The organism is Mesorhizobium sp. U510 (genome assembly GCF_059180695.1).
In genome coordinates this window covers 5,527,381-5,543,494 of sequence record NZ_CP180532.1, presented here as the reverse complement: position 1 = coordinate 5,543,494, position 16,114 = coordinate 5,527,381, and the positions used below count along the sequence as shown (strand labels likewise).

The window sequence follows — 16,114 nt, the reverse complement described above, 5'->3', positions numbered from 1 at the left end:
GGCGATAGTCATCGCTTTTGGCCATGGTCAATTCCCCCCTGGCCGGGGAGGATGATGCTATCAGCTGGCAACCGAAAATAATCCGATTTTACTGGCGCGGACGGCCGCGGCACTCCACATCTCAGCAATCTTGCCGGCATGATTCCGTGCAATCCTGGGATCGGGCAATGACAACGGGGGTTGGCAATGACTGACACGCAAGGGAATTCGAACCGTGCCCAACTGCACGGTGCCGTCGGGTCGCGCTCGATCGGCAGCGGCATTGTCGCACTGGCAATCGTGTTGGCGCTGGTCGGTGCCGTCATGGGGTCCTGGTACACGATCGACCAGGGCGACCGCGGCGTGCTGTTGACCAATGGCGCATTGAGTTCGGTCGTCGATCCCGGCCTGCATTTCAAACTGCCCTGGCTGCAGCGGGTCGAGAAGATCAGCCTGCGCCAGCAGGTGTTGAAATGGGGCTGCGAGAACCAGAGCGATTGCGGCAATTTGCCGGCCATGCAGGCTTATTCGCGTGACCAGCAGCCGGCCGACATGCGCGTCACCGTCAATTTCCACGTGCCGGAGGCGGAGGTCTCCAACGTCTACACCAATTACGGGTCGATCGAAGCGCTGGCCGACCGGGTCATCGCCCGCAAGGCACCGCAGGAGATCAAGACGGTGTTCGGCCAGTACGACGCCGTGTCGGTGATCCAGAACCGCGCCAAGTTCAACAAGGATGTCGCCGACGCCATCTCGTCCGTGACGGACGGCCCGGTGATGATCGACAGCGTCCAGGTCGAAAACATCGACTTTTCAGACGCCTATGAGCAGGCGGTCGAGGCAAGGATGACGGCGCAGGTGGAAGTGCAGAAGCAGGAACAGAACCTGCAGCAGGAAAAGATCAAGGCCGACATCGCGGTCACCCAGGCCAAGGGCCGTGCCGACAGCGTGAAGGCGGAAGCCGAGGCCAGCGCCTACAAGACCAAGATCGAAGGCGAGGCGACCGCCGAAGCGATCAAGGCGCGCGCCGCCGCCCTCGCCAACAATCCGCTGCTGGTCGAATTGACCAAGGCCGAGAAGTGGGACGGGCAGTTACCGAAGTCGATGATCCCCGGATCGACGGTGCCGTTCCTCGAACTCAGCACGCCGGCGCCGGTGGCGAACTAGGTCCAGGCGAGGCAACGAAGGGCCAAATGATCATCCCGCGGGCTTCGGGAGGGAATCATGCCCTTGGTTCAAAAAGCTCGACCACGTTGCCGGACGGGTCCTCGCAAAGGATCTGGCGGCCGCCGGGGCCGTCGACGATCTCGTTGCGGAACGGCACGCCGGCATCGCGCATCCGGGCGGCGAGCGCCGGCAGGTCCTGCACCTCGATCACGATGCGGTTCCAGCCGCCCGGCTGCGGCGTACGGCCATCGGGCATCGGTCTTGCCGCCGACGCCATCGGGCCGGCGAGCCAGAACGTCAGGTCGTCGCGCTTGAGGATGGCCATCGCCGGACCGAACTGCTGCCGCAGCGCGAACCCCAGATGGCTGGTGTAAAATTCTATCGCCAACTCGACATCGCTGACGAGATACCGGACCGTCGCCATTGCTGGCTCTCCTCGCAAACTGATCAAGCCCCCCTGTTGAGGGTAGCTTTCGAGGCAGCCCGCGGCAAGGTTGCAGCCCGGCGACGGCCTCCTGTCGGCAAGCGCCGGACCGGTGCCGACGTCCGTCGCGGCAGCGTTTGCGGACAAAAAATTCCGGGCCGGTGTCGGAACTGCACGGCGTCGCTCGTCCTTGGGTCGATATCCATTGCAACCCTGGAGAGACAGCATGTCGGACTTCACCCAATCGCCGTGGCAGACCGCGGCCGTTCTCATTGCCCGCCTGATCTTCGCCGCCGTCTTCCTGATGGCGGTGACCTTCAAATTCATGGGCATGGGTGCCACCGCAGGCTTCATCGCAGCCGCCGGCTTTCCGTTTCCGCTGTTCCTGGCATGGTGCGCGGCGATCCTGGAGGTGGCGCTGGTGCTGTGCTTCCTGAGCGGCGCCTTCTTTACACAGGCAGCGCTGATAGCCGCCGCCTATGTGCTGTTCCTCGGCTTCGCCTTCCACGGGCCCAGCCACTGGGCCGGCAACCAGGCCGAGTTCGGCTTCTTCGTCGACCATTTTTCGTTCATGGCCGGACTGCTGTTTGCCGCCGTGCATGGCCCGGGCAGGGTACTGGCGCTGAACCTGGGCTGGCCGGGCAGGGCATGAGCAGGCCTGGCCTCACAGCTTGTCGTTGTTTGTCAGGTTCGAAAGGACAGCAAGGACTTATCCGCCATCCGGCGTGCAGCCGGTTGTGCCCTGAGGTACGAGCGTGACAAAACGACTGATGTCATCACGATTTGATAGGCGCCGATCATGGCGCCTATGACAGGCAGGATAAAAGACGCGGGGCTTGAATCCTCTGGATCGATGCCCAGCAGAGAGGCCAGCAACATCAATATCGCTACGAACAATACCGTAAGCAAGCCGAACGAGATCAGCAGACGCGGGAACGCATAGCCGAACACTTTGGAGCCGCGTTGGCCGGCAACTGCAAGCGTTTGGTCATCATCGGCAATGACCGCAGGCAACATGGTGCCCCATTTCGCGAACGCGGCGATGCCGGAAAGAACCCAGACCAGGAGTGCTGCCAGCATGGCGACGGATGGACGGATGCCGCCGATGACCATGACGATCCCAAACGCAAGTGGACCTATCGCGCCGAGGAAGCCGAGCAACAGGCAACGCTTCACGAAAGTGAAGAATGCCTTGGGCCGTTCCTTCAGCCAATCGGATACCTGGTCGGGATCAAGCTGTGTCAGAACGGCGATGTGAGCAGGAATCGCCAAGAAGCTCGAAACCATTACACCGACGAAGATTGAAGCTCCGGAGTTGATGTGTATGAACCTGTTGAGCAACGCTAGTCCACCGGCCAAGAAGACGTATCCGACAACCCATTTCCAGTTGCGGATATAAACTTCGAGCGAAGCCGCCCAAATATTGTCCTCGACCAACACCCCGTCTCCCATCTTCGCCCGACTTGCAATCAGTATCGCTGCCGCGTTGCGGTTTTCTTAATTGCATAGGGCCAATTTTCATCTTATCGACGTCGAGATCGCCAAAGAATTCGGCACTAAAATTGGGGAGAGTCAAAGCGTGCCGCAGGCGCGCAACGAATATGATCGGCGCTCTAAAATAGTGTGTGAAACAGCGGGAGCACAATTCTTGCAACGCAAATAGCGTAACTATTTCAATCGCCCCTGCGTGATGTCATCACATCTGATCGTTGTAGGGTTCCTTCATCTGGCCGACCATGCGGGCCAGTTTCGAGAAGGACGGCATGTCGGCTTCCGGCTGGCACTGGTTGGCGAGTTCCAGCAGCCGGATCGGAAAATTGACGGCGTCGCGGCTCGACGCCGACATGCCGTTGGACCGCTCCTCGCCGGTTTCGCTGGCCTCGGCCTTGCGCAGCGCGATATCGATCTCCTCCGAAGTCAGCACCCCCTTGCGAACCAGGACGTGGTTGATCGAGGCGACGGCCATCAGCAGGCCTTCGAGTTGCAGATTGGCGACGTTCATGGTGTTCCCTCCATTGACCAAAGAGGAAACGCGCCAGCGGCGTTTCCGATCCGAAGCCAGGCGCGGAGCCGGTTTCAACCGCGATGCCGGGCAGGCGCTGGCTCGTGCTACCGGCCTATTCCTGCGTCAGGCGCTCGCCATATTCGCGCCACACCGCCTTGACCTCGAGGCTGCCGAGGCGCGGGATCGACGGATCGCCGCAGGTGATGGCGACGGCGCTGATGTCGTAGTTGGGGTAGGCGTTGGCGACGAAGCGGATCGCGTCGCCAAGCGAGTTCACGCGGATCATCGGATCAGCCTGACCCTGACCGGTGCTGCGCACACCGGAAACCGTGGCTGGAGCATGCCGCATCCTGAAGACGGATGCCATGGCTGGCCTGTCCATCGTCCTCTCCTACAAGGCCGTACGACGCGAATCATTCCATGAGCTTCTTCTGATGGTCCCACAGCTGCCGGCTGATGAAAAGCCGGCTAGCCAATGCGGGCATCAGTGGCGCAGAGCTTGACCGAGTGGGAGGGCTTTTGATGGTATAGGAATTTTTTCCTTGACCGGGTGAGGGCAGCCATGCTACATATTTGCCCATGGTGCTGATTTGCGCCAACGACCCGCCCGCCGAGGCGGGTTTTGTGTTTCTGCCCCCCTTTCTGTGACGGCGCTGTGGCTGCCTATTTGAACGCTGGCGGGCCGTAGAGCGCGACCTTTGCGAGCAATCCAATGACCCAACGCTACGCCACGATCATCACCGACGATGACGGCCGCGAAATCGTCAGCGCCATCGGCGCGTTTGAGGGTGCGGCGCCACGCCCGCGTCTGGGCCGGATCGAGCCGGTGGCATCCGGCGTGCTGATCGGCATGGTGCGGGATGCTGGCGGCGGCTTTTCTTTCGAGCTACCGGGCGTCGGCGCCAACGCGGTGTCGCTTGCCATGGCGCGGCTCAAAGCCCGGGCCGCCGCGCCAAAACCTTCCGCGATCGCAAAATCCAAGCGGACAAAGCGGACGAAGAAGAAAGCCGTCCGATCGAGGAATCCGGCCGGATCAATGCCGAAGGCAAGAAAGGCGGCCAACAATGCCGCTGCGAAGGCGATGGGCTAGGCCGATGGCTGACGAAGCCGACGCCAGGCCGGTGCGCCGCACGACAAAGCCGGCAAGGCGCAGGCCTGCCGCCAAAGCTGCCTTGGCGCCGACGCCCCGCGCGAAGCGGACGAAGAAGACGCTGGGCGGTGATTTCCTGGCCGCCGTGCGGGCCGATTTCCGCGCGCATGGCGCCGGCGTCATTGCCGAGGTGCGGGCCGACAAGCCCGACCAGTATCTGAAGATCGTGCTGTCCGTCTTGCCCAGGGATTTCGATGTTGCCATCAACCAACTGGACGCCTGGAGCGATGAAGAGATCCGCAGCCGTATCCGCAGCCTCGAAGCCGTCCTCAGGCCATTCCTCGAAGAGCCCGCCGCTCGCCGCGAAGACGGAGTATCTGGCGCTGCTGGCGGAACTTGACCGCCGAAGACGCCGCAACCTGCTGGCGGCCTACAAACCGTATCGGCGCCAGGCCGAGTTTCACGCGGCGGGAGTGCTCAACCGCGAAAGGCTGTTCATGGCCGGCAACCAGCTCGGCAAGACCAGGGCCGGGGGCGCCGAATGGGCCATGCATCTGACCGGCCGCTATCCCGCGTGGTGGCAAGGCAAGGTTTTCGACACGCCCGTGCGGCTGTGGGCCGCCGGCGTGACCGGCGAGGGCACGCGCGACAACCCGCAGCGCGTGCTCGTCGGCCCGCCGCAGCAGCAGGCGGCCTGGGGCACCGGCATGATCCCGGCGGACGCTATTCGTCAGACCATCATGGGCCGCGGCGCGCCGGGCGCGCTCGACAGCGTGGTGGTGCGCCATGGCGGCGGCGGCGATGTCCAGGCCGGTGAGAGCGTGCTGTCGTTCAAGAGCTTCGAGAAGGGCCGCGAGAAATGGCAGGGCGAGACGCTGCACGGCGTCTGGTTCGACGAGGAGCCGCCGCTCGACATCTATTCCGAAGGCCTGACCCGCACCAACGCCACCGGCGGGATAACGATCGTCACCTTCACACCGCTGCTGGGCATGAGCGACGTGGTGTTGTTGTTCCTGTCGGCGGGGGAGGTGGAGAGGATGGGGAAGGGGTGAGAAGCGGTCCGCGCAGGCCTTCCCTTCTCCCCTTGCGGGAGAAGGTGGCCGAGCGAAGCTCGGTCGGATGAGGGGTGTTCCAGCTTGGCGCCGCCGCGCTCCGTCACACACCCCTTGTATCTGCACGGAGGAGACTTTGTGCGATGGAAGCGACTGAGCCTCGAACCGGACGGCCATCCGATTCGAGGCTTGGCGAAGTCGCCCGACACCCCTGCGGCTACAACCGTGGATGAGCCTGGGATCTTCGTCTTCGTCACGCACGACCGAATAGTCGCTTGGCTCCAATCGCACGCACAAGGCAGGTTACCGTGAACACGACCCTCTGTGGAATAGATATTTCGAAGGACTGGCTCGACGCCCATATCGAGCCGATGGGAGCGGCAAACCGCTTCGCCAACGATGCGGCAGGCATCGCCGATCTGGCCGCCTGGTGTCAGAACCATGATGTCGAACTCGTCATCATGGAGGCCAGTGGCGGCTACGAACGGCTGGCCTTCCTGCTCTTGTGGGAGATGGGCCAACCCTGCGGCATGGCCAACGCGAGGAGCGTTCGCTACTTCGCCGAGGCAATGGGTTTCCTGGAGAAGACCGACAGAATCGATGCCGCCGTGATTGCCCGTTATGGTGCCGTCAAGCGGCTCAAGCCGACGCCGCCGCCGAGCGCGGCCCAGCAGCGGCTCAAGGCGCTGGTTGCGCGGCTTTCCCAGGTGGGAGGAGATCTCACCATTCAAAAGCAGCGCAAGAGCACCGCCGACGCCGAAACTATCGCCAGCCTCGATGAAGTGATCGCGCTGCTTGCGCGCCAGAGCCGCAGGCTCGAAGGTGAGATCGCCACGCTCATCGATGACGATCCGCTGTGGGCATGCCTCGACCGAGCCTTCCGCTCGCTCAAGGGTGTTGCCTCTCGCACCGTGGCGCGGCTGATGGCGCAGTTGCCGGAGATCGGCATCCTCTCCAACAAGGCCATCGCCAAGTTGGCCGGCCTGGCGCCGATCGCCAATGACAGTGGCAAGCGCAGCGGTCGAAGACCAGTGCGCGGCGGTCGGGCAGGGCCGCGCGGCGTCCTCTTTCTCGTTGCCAGCATCGTTGCCAAATATGATCCGCATCTGGCAGCTTTCAAGCAACGGTTGCAGACTGCCGGAAAGGAGAAAATGGTCATCCGCATTGCGCTCGCCCGCAAGCTGCTCGTCATTCTCAATGCAAAAGCACGCGACGCGCGTAACGAATTCGCAAATGCAACTTGACACCTCAGATAGTCGCTCATCCGTCTCGGCGCTGCGCGCCGATCCACCTTCTCCCACAAGGGGAGAAGGAACGAGCCGCCGCGTGTCGCCCGAAAATCTCGCCTTAACAAAGTGATACGATTGACATCTCGCCGATTGATTCAGGCCGCCTCATGTCCCGTCACGTCACCTTCATGACCATCGACGATGCCTCCCATTATTCGCCCGACCAGCGCGCGGCGATCGTTGCCGCCTTTCGGATATTCTGTTCGAGCTGATCGTGCGGAAGTTCAGGCCGGCGACGGAAGACTGAAAGGCCGCGAAGCGGGCTTGGGTATTGCCGATGGTTGCTTCGTTATCTTCCCGGCAGGCTACACGGCGCGAACGCGCTGATGGCCGTGGCGGCCTCGATATATGTGCTTCTCAATGGAATCTGGTTTTGAAGACGCGAAAGACTTCACACCAGAGGCGGAAATCGGCCAGTCTCCCGGCGAAGTGTGCTTCCATGGCGCAGTAGGCCGCTGCGGTCTGCGCTTCAGGCCCATAGAGCTCGATTGCGGCAATGACCGCATCGTTAGGATCGGCAAAATCTGAAAGCCTGAGCGCCGCGCCATTGTCTGTCCGGAGCATCGAGCAACACCTTCTGTTCAGCGCCTTCAAGCCGCATATGTGGCGCAAATCATGCCTGCGGCCCAGCGGCTTGGTTGCTAGTGGGGACTGGCAGCGGAAGGCCACTGGGCCTGACCGGCAGGGCCTTAAGGATGGCAGCGCCGACTGGCAAAGATGTATGCACCCCCGCCCATATCAGCGAAACATGCGAACGAAGGAAGGGCACGGCGCGCTGGCTCCGGCCGGCGGGCTTTTCGACAGCTGCTCGCTCCTTGAAAACAGCGATTCAATCAGCCTCCGCTGAAATTGCTCCCAAAACGCCTTTGTTGGGGCGGAATGGAGCACCAATCGAATGATGCGCTGGCCTCCCGTATCGTTGCAAAATACATGGCCGGCATCGTTGGGGAAGCCGAACTGATTTCGCTCTCCATGCGGCCACGTTAACCCAAATCGCACGTGGATCGCATGTCGCCGGTATTCGGAACGGAAACAGGCTTCGCAGCTTCTATCTGAGCGAAGCTTGTTGAGGCAGGGCCTAATGTTCAGTGACAGGGAAACCCGATTATTAGAAGCAGGGCTGTTCATGGCGGTGCCGCTCTCGATCCTGATCGCGGTCTTGGTGGTTAGCCTTACGTTTGGCTGGTTTGGGTGACAGATTGCACGCGGCGGGGCGCGGTCCAGGAATAGCTCCAGGCCTTGCCCTGCGTCCGAGAATTCGCGCCTGACGGCTCGATCGAGCCAATGCCCGCCTCGGCTCACACCGGGGCGGGCTTTTTGCGTTTGTGGCGCCCGCCCGGCCACTGCTATATCGCGGTGCAAGGTTGCCGAGATCGCGGCGGCGTTGATCCAGCCCGGGGTTACGGATGCAGATTGAACGATATGACGGGGACCGCGAAATATTGCTGCCGCTGTTTGCCCTTGCCGACGATTCCCCCACGCAGGTTTCCAGCTATATCGACGACGGCGAAGTGCTTGTCGCGCGGGAGGGCAACAGGATCATCGGCCACGTGCAGCTCATCGACACAGGCGAGGGCGGTGTCTTCGAGCTCAAGAGCCTGGCGGTTCGTCCGGCAAGACAGAGCGAGGGCTTGGGGCGCGCCCTTGTCGCGGCGGCAGTCACCCGCTGCCGCGAGCGCCACGGCCGGCGCCTGATCGTGGCGACCGCGGCGGCCGATATCGGCAATTTGCGGTTTTACCAGAGACAGGGCTTTCGAATGTCTCGCATCGTGCAGGATGCGTTCGGGCCATCGACCGGTTATCCCGAAGGCTCGGTTGTGAACGGCATTCCGCTGCGCGACCAGGTGGTCTTCGAACGCGACCTCGGCGCGGATTGAGGTGAGGATCGTCCACCCCGCGCTCCAGATTCGGGACCGTCGCAAACCATCCAATAGCCCGCTCCGGTTCGCCGGGCGGGCTATTTTGCGTTTCTGGGCTTAGGCGAGGATGTTGACGGCGCGGGCGGCGACCAGTGCGATCGTCAGCAGCGATATCATCGACTCGGCCATCATCAAAAGCTTGGCCCGCTGCGACAGCGGCAAGGTGTCGGTCGGCGAAAACGCCGTCGCATTGGTGAAGGCGAGGAAGAAATAGTCGACGAAGCCAGGCAGCCAGTCGCGGATCTCGCGGTCGTTCAAGGTCATTTGCGGGAACAGGAAGTCGGAATGGGCGCGATTGACGAGGCCGCAGGTCGGCGGCCCGCCGCGGTCCGTGCTCCAGAACCACAAGGCAAAGACGATGACATTGGTGACCCAAATGTTGAGCGCGTCGATGAGCAGCGTCTGGCCGGTGGAGCCGGCATGGCCCGCCAGCAAGGCGCGCACCAGGAACACCAGCGAACCGCAATTCATGATGCTGACGACGCCGGTCATCACCAGCGCGGTCCTGCGGATGATGACGCGAAACCGGCCGACCAGATACCAGTGCTCCTCCTCGACCGCTTTCTGGCTGGCGACCTGTGTCCAGGCGGTGGCGACGGACAGGGGCACGAGCAGGGCGGCCTCCAGCGCCGGCGCCAGCCAGCGCGGGCCGAACGAAAGATCGTTGATCACTAGGAGCTGCAAACAAATGATGACGAGGACCGCCGCGCGTGCCAGCCAGAAGTCGAGCGCGCGATGGTGGATGACGGCATGCTGGTGACGCATCGAATATCCGGGATGTTCAGACAGGATCAAATGGGCGGCTGTTCTGCCGGGGGAGGGCAACGGAGCGCCGAAATTCCTGCCCAATCTTGGTCTTGCAATGGCCTGCAAGTATACTTTTTCGTAAGCTTTGACGTTGGGGCTGTTCGGCAAACCGGACGATGTGGTTTAAGCGCCGCATGGTGGGAATAGACGACTCCATGGATGGTTGGGAGCCGGCGGGGCTGACTGCCGCCGGCCTTGACTCGTCATCGGTATGGCCCGGCCTGCTCCGCCATCCCTGGTATTTGTTGGCGCTTTTGTGCCTGGTGCAGATCCTGTGCTGGACGGTGGTGCCGGCACTGATCGATCCCGCCCCGCCCGGCGATGTGGTGGAAGGTTTCATGTGGGGCCGCGAATGGGTGCTGTTGACCTACAAGCACCCGCAGCTTCCAGGCTGGCTGCTCGAAACCAGCCATCTTCTGACCGGATCGTTCCGCTGGCCACAATATATGCTTGCCCAGCTGACGATCTCGTCGACCTTCATCCTGGTCTATCTGCTGGCCCGCGACATGCTCGGGCAAAGCCGTGCGCTGGCCGCCGTGCTTTTGATGCCGTCGGTCTATTTCTTCGGCTGGCCGACCCCGCAATTCAATCATGACTACGCGCAGATGCCGTTCTGGGCGGCCATTTGCTGGTTGCTCTGGCGCGCCGGCCGTGGCGGCGGGCCGGGCTGGTGGCTGGCGCTCGGACTGGTGTCGGGCGTCGGGCTCTATGCCAAGTTCTCCACCGGCCTGCTGCTAGCCTTCGGCGCGCTCTGGCTGTTGTATGACGCACGCGCGCGCAGCCGGCTGGCGACGCCCTGGCCATGGCTCGGCCTTGCCGTCTTTCTCGCCGTTGCCGCGCCGCTGGCCATCGCGCTCTACCGCATCGATTTCCTGCCGCTGACCTATTTCGCAGCCCGCGACCAATGGGTGACCGAAAACCGGGCGCGTCTCTACTACATCGGCGTCCAGATGGCCGGGCTCTCCGGCTTTCTTCTGGTGCTGACGATATCCGGGTTGTTGCGGCGCTCGCCGGCCCCAGAAGCGCCGGTCGAGCGCGGCATTCTGGTCTATCTCGTGTGGATGGGGCTCGGCCCGGCGACCCTGATCATGGTGGCCTCGTTGTTCACCGGCACCGGCGAGTCCTGGGGCGCGCCGATGTACAATCTTGTCGGCGTCACGGTGCTCGCCTTTCTCGGCCACCGGCTCGGCGCCATCGAGATGCGAAGGCTGGCGATCTGCGCGTTCCTCTGCATCCTCACCATGTCGGGTGCCTATGCGGCGCTGCGCTGGACGGGCTGCAATGTGCGGGGGCGCCTGGACGCCGTCTGCTGGCCGGCACAGCCGATCGCGGACGAGGCCGAGGCGGTCTGGCACGCGGCGGCGCCCGGCCGGCTCGACATTGTCGGCGGCGATACCCAGGTGGCTATGCTGGCGGGCCTCAATGCCTATGACAAGCCGTCGATCTTCACCGATCTCGATACGCGGTTCGCGCCCTGGATCACCAGGCAGCGCTTGCACGACCACGGCATGCTGATGGTTTGGCCAGGGCATGACGTTCCGCCGCAGTTGCAGACATGGCTGGGCAACCTCCCGGTCAAGACGGTTCTTTTCAATTGGTCGCGCACGGCGCCGCCGGTGGCAATCAGCTTTGCCGCCATTCCGCCCGGCACGCTGTATCCGCCGCTTGCCGTCGACAGCCGGACCCTGCATCCGGGCAACTGAAACGGTTCGATCCCGACCGCGTCGTGATATCGTTCGCTCATGGCCGCGTTGTTTCCACGCGACTGGACGAAGCGGACGACAATGCCCATTTATTGGTAAATCCAATTTTGTCCGCGCAATTCCGGGCGGGAAACCGCTACATGAGCTGGAATTGCCTTTTGAGGAGACGTGACATGGCGACTTCGACCGAACGCGCAGTGCTTGCCGGTGGCTGTTTCTGGGGCATGCAGGATCTGATACGGCGCTATCCCGGCGTCATCTCCACGCGTGTCGGCTATAGCGGCGGTGATGTAGCCAACGCCACCTATCGCAACCACGGCACCCATGCCGAAGCCATCGAGATCAATTTCGATCCGGCCGTGATCAGCTATCGCACGCTGCTGGAGCGCTTTTTCCAGATCCACGATCCGACGACGCGCAACCGCCAGGGCAACGATGTCGGGATGAGCTACCGTTCGGCGATCTACTATACGAGCGACGAGCAGAAACGCGTCGCCGAAGACACCATCGCCGAAGTCGATGCTTCCGGCCTGTGGCCTGGCAAGGTCGTCACGGAAGTCGCGCCGGCCGGCGCCTTCTGGGAAGCCGAGCCCGAGCACCAGGATTATCTGGAGAAATATCCAAACGGCTACACCTGCCACTTCGTCAGGCCGGGCTGGAAACTGCCGGTTCGCGAAAAGGCCGCATCCTAACGGTTGGCACAAAGCATCGTTGGAAGTGATATCGAAAAGCCGCCGGATGTCCGGCGGCTTTTTTGTTTTTGGACAATCACTTACTTGCCACAGTTGTTGTCGTTCACGGTGGGCGCCGTCAAATTGCCGTTGGCATCGGACTGCGCACCTTGCGGGTTGGTCGGGCAATTCCGATCCGCATTGGAGTTCATGTCGCCCGGCGCGATGGTGGTGCTGTTGGTAATTGCCGGATCGACCGTATTGGGCGAAGCCGGCGTGCTCGGGTCTACAGTCACTGAGTGGCCGCTGCCGCCTGACCCATCCATGCCGTTTGCGGTGTTGCTTTGCGCCATCGCGGAAGTGGCAAGCGCAACGGTGAACGCCGAAGCTGCGAGGATTTTCATGAACATGGTTTTGCCTCCGAACTCGCCGCGTTGCGACCGGTGGGACAACCTCTCGGCTTGGCGAAGGTTCCCCATAAAATTCCGATTGCGCGGCGTCGCCAGCGTCCACGCAACGGCCAGAGTTGGTGCAACGCTTTTGGCCCGGTGCGCTGAAAAAACGGCTTCCCCTTCCGTTCGAATGGTGCTTTAACGCGTCCATCCACAGGGGTGCTCCGTACGGTCGGGGCTGAGACGGGGGCGGCAAGCCCACAGACCCTAGAAGCTGATCTGGGTAATACCAGCGGAGCGAGGCGGGCTATGTTTTCAGGCGCACAGATTTCCCTATATCCCATGGCCGACGATTTCGTCGGCGTCATCCTGGGTGCGCTCGGCGCGCTCGATCCCTACCGGGACAGGCTCCGGATCGAAACCGACGACATCTCGACCTTGCTGGTCGGGCCGCCCGAAGTGTTGTTCCCGGCGCTGCGCGACCTGTTCGTGGCGGCGGCGCAGAGCGGCAAGCATTGCGTGCTGTCGGCCGCCATTTCGCGCGGCTGTCCTGGCGAGCCGGACGATCCGATCTGCCGCTCCGACGCGTCTGGCGGGCCTGTCGGGCCGCTCGGGCCGCGCAAGGAAGCCGCCATCGCCGCCGTGCGCAGTGCTGCTGCCACCGGCCAGCCGGCGGCGGCGCAGTTCTCGCTCTATGTGATGGGCACCGGCGACCACATGGATGAGATCTATGGCTGCATCGATTTCCTGAAACAGTCCGGCGTCTACGATCGCTCCAAGAATTTTTGCACCAAACTGCGCGGCGATACCGGCGCGATCTTTTCGGCGCTGAACGAAGCCTTCTGCCGCTTCGGACCGGGCGCGGGCCACGTAACCCTTGACGTCACGGTTTCCGCCAACAGCCCTACCGCTGTCTGAACAGAACGCGCTTTCGTCGCGCGGTCAAGGTTGTCCTCTCGTGGTCTCATTGTCGTCAAGCCGCCCGCGGCAGCTCGCGGGTCTCTTCGCCAGGGCGGCACCGGCCGTGATGTCGGTCGGGTTGCTGCTCGTGGCCTGGGAACTCTACGCAAATTATTCCGGCATCAAGCCGACGATCCTGCCGGCGCCGTCGCGCGTCTTCGAACAGGCGATGCTCAATCGCGAGGCGCTGATCGACAACGCCGTTCCCACCATCCGCGCCACGCTGATCGGCTTTGCCTGCTCGCTCGGCGCCGCTTTCGCGCTGTCGATGCTGGTCGACTTCTTCCAGCCGCTGCGGCGCGCGCTGTTTCCTGTCTTCATCGTCAGCCAGACCTTGCCGCTGGTGGCCATCGCGCCGCTGGTGGTGCTGTGGTTCGGCTTCGGTTTGACGCCAAAGATCATGCTGGTGGCGCTGGTCACCTTTTTCCCGATGCTGGTGGCTCTGGTGCAGGGCTACGAGGCGACCGAGGTGGAGATCGGCCAGATGCTGCGCGCCATGGGGGCAGGGCGCTGGCGTGTCTTCGTTCTGGCGCGGCTGCCTTCGGCACTGCCCTATTTCTTCGCCGGCCTGCGGATCTCCATCACCTATGCCGTGGTCGGCGCCATCTTCGCCGAATATGCCGGTGCGGCCAAGGGACTGGGCATCTACATGCTCAACGCCAAGAACAATTTCCGCCCCGATCTGGTGCTGGCCGCGGTCGGCGTGAGTGCCGCGCTCACGCTGATCCTGTTCGGGCTGACGGCGCTCTTGCAGCGCCTCGCCATGCCCTGGGAACGGATCGGCCGTCAGCCGGCAGGGAAGGGGCCGGGGCGATGAGCCGGCTCGAATTGCGGCATGTGCGCAAGGCGTTTGGCGGGCTCGACGTGCTCGCCGACATTTCGCTCAGCGTCGGTGCCGGCGAATTCGTCTCGATCCTTGGGCCTTCGGGCGCCGGCAAGTCGACGCTGTTCCAGCTTCTGACGGGTGCCGAGCATGGCGAAGGCGAGATGTTGTTCGACGGCATGCCGCTCGACGACCATGGCCGGCATTTCGCATTCATGCCGCAGCGCGACGCCCTGATGCCGTGGCGGCGCATCCTCGACAACACGACACTCGGGCTCGAAGTGCAAGGCGTCAGACGCCAGGCAGCGCGGGCGCGGGTCGCGCCGCTGCTTGCAGAGTTCGGCCTTGCCGGCTTCGAGCGGCATTTTCCGGCACGGCTTTCCGGCGGCATGCGCCAGCGCGCGGCGCTTTTGCGCACGGTGGTGCAGGAGCGCGACATGCTTTTGCTCGACGAACCGTTCGGCGCGCTCGACGCATTGACCCGTGCGGCCATGCAGCGCTGGCTCGAGCAGATGTGGCGTCACCATCGGTGGACGGCGCTGCTGATCACCCACGATGTGCGCGAGGCGGTGTTCCTGTCCGACCGCATCTATGTGCTGTCGGCGCGTCCGGCCCGTGTGTTGCGTGAGATCACGGTGCCCTTGCCGCGTCCGCGAGATCCGACTGGCGCCGCCGCGCAGCAGGCCGGCGCACTCGAGGCCGAGATCCTCGACATCTTGCTCAACCCTCAACCATCCAAAGGACATGACCATGACTGATATGACACGCCGGCAGGCCCTGCTGCTCACCCTTGCCAGCGGTCTTCCGCTGATCGCTGGAGCGAGCCGCGTCTTCGCCGCGACGCAAAAAGTCACCGTCGCGCTGGACTGGACTGTCAACACCAACCACATCGGGCTGTTCGTCGCCCGCGACAAGGGATTTTACCGCGAGGCCGGCCTCGAGGTCGACATTTTACCCTATAGTGACACCGGCGCCGGCACGCTGGTCGCCAACCGCGTTGCCGACTTCGGCATCAACGGCACCATCAGCCTGTTCAGCCAGAAGACCGGCGGGGCCGACTTGAAGGCCGTCTACGCCGTGGTGCAGTCCGAAACCGGCCGCGTGGTCTTCAATGCGGCGCGCAGCGAGATCAAAACTCCCAGGGATCTTGACGGCCTGACCTATGGCGGTTTCGGCAGCGCCTGGGAAAACGCACTGATCTCGACCATCATCCGCCACGACGGCGGCAAGGGCAATTTCGAAACGGTGACGCTCGGCACTTCCGCCTATGAAGCGCTGGCCAATGGCTCGGTCGACTTCACGCTCGAGGTCTCGACCTGGGAGGGCGTCGAGGCCGAACTCAAGGGCGTCAAGCAGCGGAGCTTCGTCTATGCCGACTACGGCGTGCCGGACGAGCACACGACGCTGATCTCGTCGAGCGAAGCCTATCTCAAGGCAAACCCGGCATTAGCGTCGGCCTTTATCCAGGCAACGCGGCGCGGCTATCAGTTCACCGTCGATCATCCGGCCGAAGCCGCCGCGCTGCTGATCGCCGGCAACAAGGACGCCTTGACCAATCCGGCATTGATCGAAGCATCGCTCAAGGCGTTGATCGACGGACACTATCTGCGCGCGGAGAACGGCGCCATCGGTACGATGGATCCGGCCAAGATGGACGCCATCGGCGACTATCTCTTCAAAGCGGGCATTTTGCGCGACGCGGATGGTAAGGTTCTGACGCAGCGCCCTGATTTTGCAGGGTATTTCAGCAATTCAGCTCTGGGGTAAGGTGCGTCGGTCTGCCTTTCGCGCCTCGAGGGAATGGCTGGCTAGCCAAAGGCGCTCGGTTGGCGT

General features: G+C 63.0%; 20 protein-coding genes and 1 riboswitch. Of the genes, 13 read left to right on the top strand and 7 right to left on the bottom strand.

The window, feature by feature from the left end; genetic code table 11:
- The first annotated feature begins 186 nt into the window (after window positions 1-186).
- Entirely contained in the window at window positions 187-1,146 is a 960-nt protein-coding gene (locus ACLGL5_RS28625) for a prohibitin family protein (RefSeq protein WP_081295932.1), read from the top strand.
- A gap of 55 nt (window positions 1,147-1,201) precedes the next feature.
- Here ACLGL5_RS28625 and ACLGL5_RS28620 read toward each other — a convergent pair whose 3' ends face one another.
- On the bottom strand, window positions 1,202-1,570 hold the full coding sequence (locus ACLGL5_RS28620; RefSeq protein ID WP_027047052.1) for a VOC family protein: 369 nt from the start codon (window positions 1,568-1,570) through the stop codon (window positions 1,202-1,204).
- A gap of 226 nt (window positions 1,571-1,796) precedes the next feature.
- Here ACLGL5_RS28620 and ACLGL5_RS28615 point away from each other — a divergent pair, with 226 nt between their 5' ends.
- The gene (locus ACLGL5_RS28615) at window positions 1,797-2,222 is read left to right on the top strand and encodes a DoxX family protein (protein ID WP_038647909.1); all 426 of its coding nucleotides are present in this window, start codon (window positions 1,797-1,799) and stop codon (window positions 2,220-2,222) included.
- A gap of 32 nt (window positions 2,223-2,254) precedes the next feature.
- Here the strand turns inward: ACLGL5_RS28615 and ACLGL5_RS28610 are convergent, their stop codons facing one another.
- The 3 genes from ACLGL5_RS28610 to ACLGL5_RS28600 form a co-directional block, all read right to left on the bottom strand.
- Complete coding sequence (locus ACLGL5_RS28610; protein WP_141700953.1) at window positions 2,255-3,007, bottom strand: hypothetical protein; 753 nt, start codon at window positions 3,005-3,007, stop codon at window positions 2,255-2,257.
- A gap of 259 nt (window positions 3,008-3,266) precedes the next feature.
- Window positions 3,267-3,572 (bottom strand): hypothetical protein, encoded by a 306-nt coding sequence (locus tag ACLGL5_RS28605; protein WP_019859293.1) that lies wholly within the window; start codon window positions 3,570-3,572, stop codon window positions 3,267-3,269.
- Between the two features lie 115 nt (window positions 3,573-3,687).
- The gene (locus ACLGL5_RS28600) at window positions 3,688-3,957 is read right to left on the bottom strand and encodes a hypothetical protein (protein WP_019859292.1); all 270 of its coding nucleotides are present in this window, start codon (window positions 3,955-3,957) and stop codon (window positions 3,688-3,690) included.
- A 330-nt stretch (window positions 3,958-4,287) separates the two neighbouring features.
- On the opposite strand from ACLGL5_RS28600, the gene ACLGL5_RS28595 reads away from it, so the two are divergent.
- The 4 genes from ACLGL5_RS28595 (at window position 4,288) to ACLGL5_RS28580 (ending at window position 6,961) form a co-directional block, all read left to right on the top strand.
- Window positions 4,288-4,665 (top strand): hypothetical protein, encoded by a 378-nt coding sequence (locus ACLGL5_RS28595; protein ID WP_069092561.1) that lies wholly within the window; start codon window positions 4,288-4,290, stop codon window positions 4,663-4,665.
- A 4-nt stretch (window positions 4,666-4,669) separates the two neighbouring features.
- The gene (locus ACLGL5_RS28590; RefSeq protein WP_069092560.1) at window positions 4,670-5,065 is read left to right on the top strand and encodes a hypothetical protein; all 396 of its coding nucleotides are present in this window, start codon (window positions 4,670-4,672) and stop codon (window positions 5,063-5,065) included.
- Window positions 4,953-5,717: a terminase large subunit domain-containing protein gene (locus ACLGL5_RS28585; protein WP_069092559.1), complete on the top strand. Its 765-nt coding sequence runs from the start codon at window positions 4,953-4,955 to the stop codon at window positions 5,715-5,717. The genes ACLGL5_RS28590 and ACLGL5_RS28585 overlap by 113 nt, the downstream gene beginning before the upstream one ends.
- A 308-nt stretch (window positions 5,718-6,025) precedes the next feature.
- On the top strand, window positions 6,026-6,961 hold the full coding sequence (locus ACLGL5_RS28580) for an IS110 family RNA-guided transposase (RefSeq protein WP_010910050.1): 936 nt from the start codon (window positions 6,026-6,028) through the stop codon (window positions 6,959-6,961).
- Between the two features lie 402 nt (window positions 6,962-7,363).
- On the opposite strand, the gene ACLGL5_RS28575 is transcribed toward ACLGL5_RS28580, so the two are convergent.
- Window positions 7,364-7,600: a Y4oE-related protein gene (locus tag ACLGL5_RS28575; protein ID WP_095203861.1), complete on the bottom strand. Its 237-nt coding sequence runs from the start codon at window positions 7,598-7,600 to the stop codon at window positions 7,364-7,366.
- 812 nt (window positions 7,601-8,412) lie between these two features.
- On the opposite strand from ACLGL5_RS28575, the gene ACLGL5_RS28570 reads away from it, so the two are divergent.
- Window positions 8,413-8,883, top strand: a complete 471-nt coding sequence (locus tag ACLGL5_RS28570; protein WP_069092558.1) for a GNAT family N-acetyltransferase — start codon at window positions 8,413-8,415, stop codon at window positions 8,881-8,883.
- Window positions 8,884-8,982: 99 nt separating this feature from the next.
- Here ACLGL5_RS28570 and ACLGL5_RS28565 read toward each other — a convergent pair whose 3' ends face one another.
- Window positions 8,983-9,690, bottom strand: a complete 708-nt coding sequence (locus ACLGL5_RS28565) for a hypothetical protein (RefSeq protein WP_019859283.1) — start codon at window positions 9,688-9,690, stop codon at window positions 8,983-8,985.
- 197 nt (window positions 9,691-9,887) lie between these two features.
- Between ACLGL5_RS28565 and ACLGL5_RS28560 the strand changes: the two genes are divergently transcribed.
- Together ACLGL5_RS28560 and msrA are read left to right on the top strand one after the other, a co-directional pair.
- A complete protein-coding gene (locus ACLGL5_RS28560; protein ID WP_080643771.1) occupies window positions 9,888-11,435 on the top strand; it encodes a glycosyltransferase family 39 protein in 1,548 nt (515 codons plus the stop codon).
- Window positions 11,436-11,608: 173 nt separating this feature from the next.
- A complete protein-coding gene (gene msrA, locus ACLGL5_RS28555; protein ID WP_069092557.1) occupies window positions 11,609-12,127 on the top strand; it encodes a peptide-methionine (S)-S-oxide reductase MsrA in 519 nt (172 codons plus the stop codon).
- An 80-nt stretch (window positions 12,128-12,207) separates the two neighbouring features.
- On the opposite strand, the gene ACLGL5_RS28550 is transcribed toward msrA, so the two are convergent.
- On the bottom strand, window positions 12,208-12,516 hold the full coding sequence (locus tag ACLGL5_RS28550; protein WP_019859280.1) for a hypothetical protein: 309 nt from the start codon (window positions 12,514-12,516) through the stop codon (window positions 12,208-12,210).
- A 187-nt stretch (window positions 12,517-12,703) separates the two neighbouring features.
- Window positions 12,704-12,817: riboswitch (TPP riboswitch) on the top strand.
- Here ACLGL5_RS28550 and ACLGL5_RS28545 point away from each other — a divergent pair.
- The 4 genes from ACLGL5_RS28545 to ACLGL5_RS28530 all read left to right on the top strand — a co-directional run bounded on the left by ACLGL5_RS28545 (window position 12,808) and on the right by ACLGL5_RS28530 (window position 16,048).
- Window positions 12,808-13,416: a YkoF family thiamine/hydroxymethylpyrimidine-binding protein gene (locus ACLGL5_RS28545; RefSeq protein WP_069092556.1), complete on the top strand. Its 609-nt coding sequence runs from the start codon at window positions 12,808-12,810 to the stop codon at window positions 13,414-13,416. (Overlaps the previous riboswitch by 10 nt.)
- 109 nt (window positions 13,417-13,525) lie before the next feature.
- Window positions 13,526-14,275 carry an ABC transporter permease gene (locus ACLGL5_RS28540; RefSeq protein ID WP_236952006.1) on the top strand — a complete coding sequence of 250 codons (750 nt, stop codon included), beginning with the start codon at window positions 13,526-13,528 and terminating at the stop codon, window positions 14,273-14,275.
- Window positions 14,272-15,039 carry an ABC transporter ATP-binding protein gene (locus ACLGL5_RS28535; RefSeq protein WP_069092555.1) on the top strand — a complete coding sequence of 256 codons (768 nt, stop codon included), beginning with the start codon at window positions 14,272-14,274 and terminating at the stop codon, window positions 15,037-15,039. The genes ACLGL5_RS28540 and ACLGL5_RS28535 overlap by 4 nt, the downstream gene beginning before the upstream one ends.
- Window positions 15,032-16,048, top strand: a complete 1,017-nt coding sequence (locus ACLGL5_RS28530) for an ABC transporter substrate-binding protein (RefSeq protein WP_069093463.1) — start codon at window positions 15,032-15,034, stop codon at window positions 16,046-16,048. The genes ACLGL5_RS28535 and ACLGL5_RS28530 overlap by 8 nt, the downstream gene beginning before the upstream one ends.
- The last annotated feature ends 66 nt before the right edge of the window (window positions 16,049-16,114 follow it).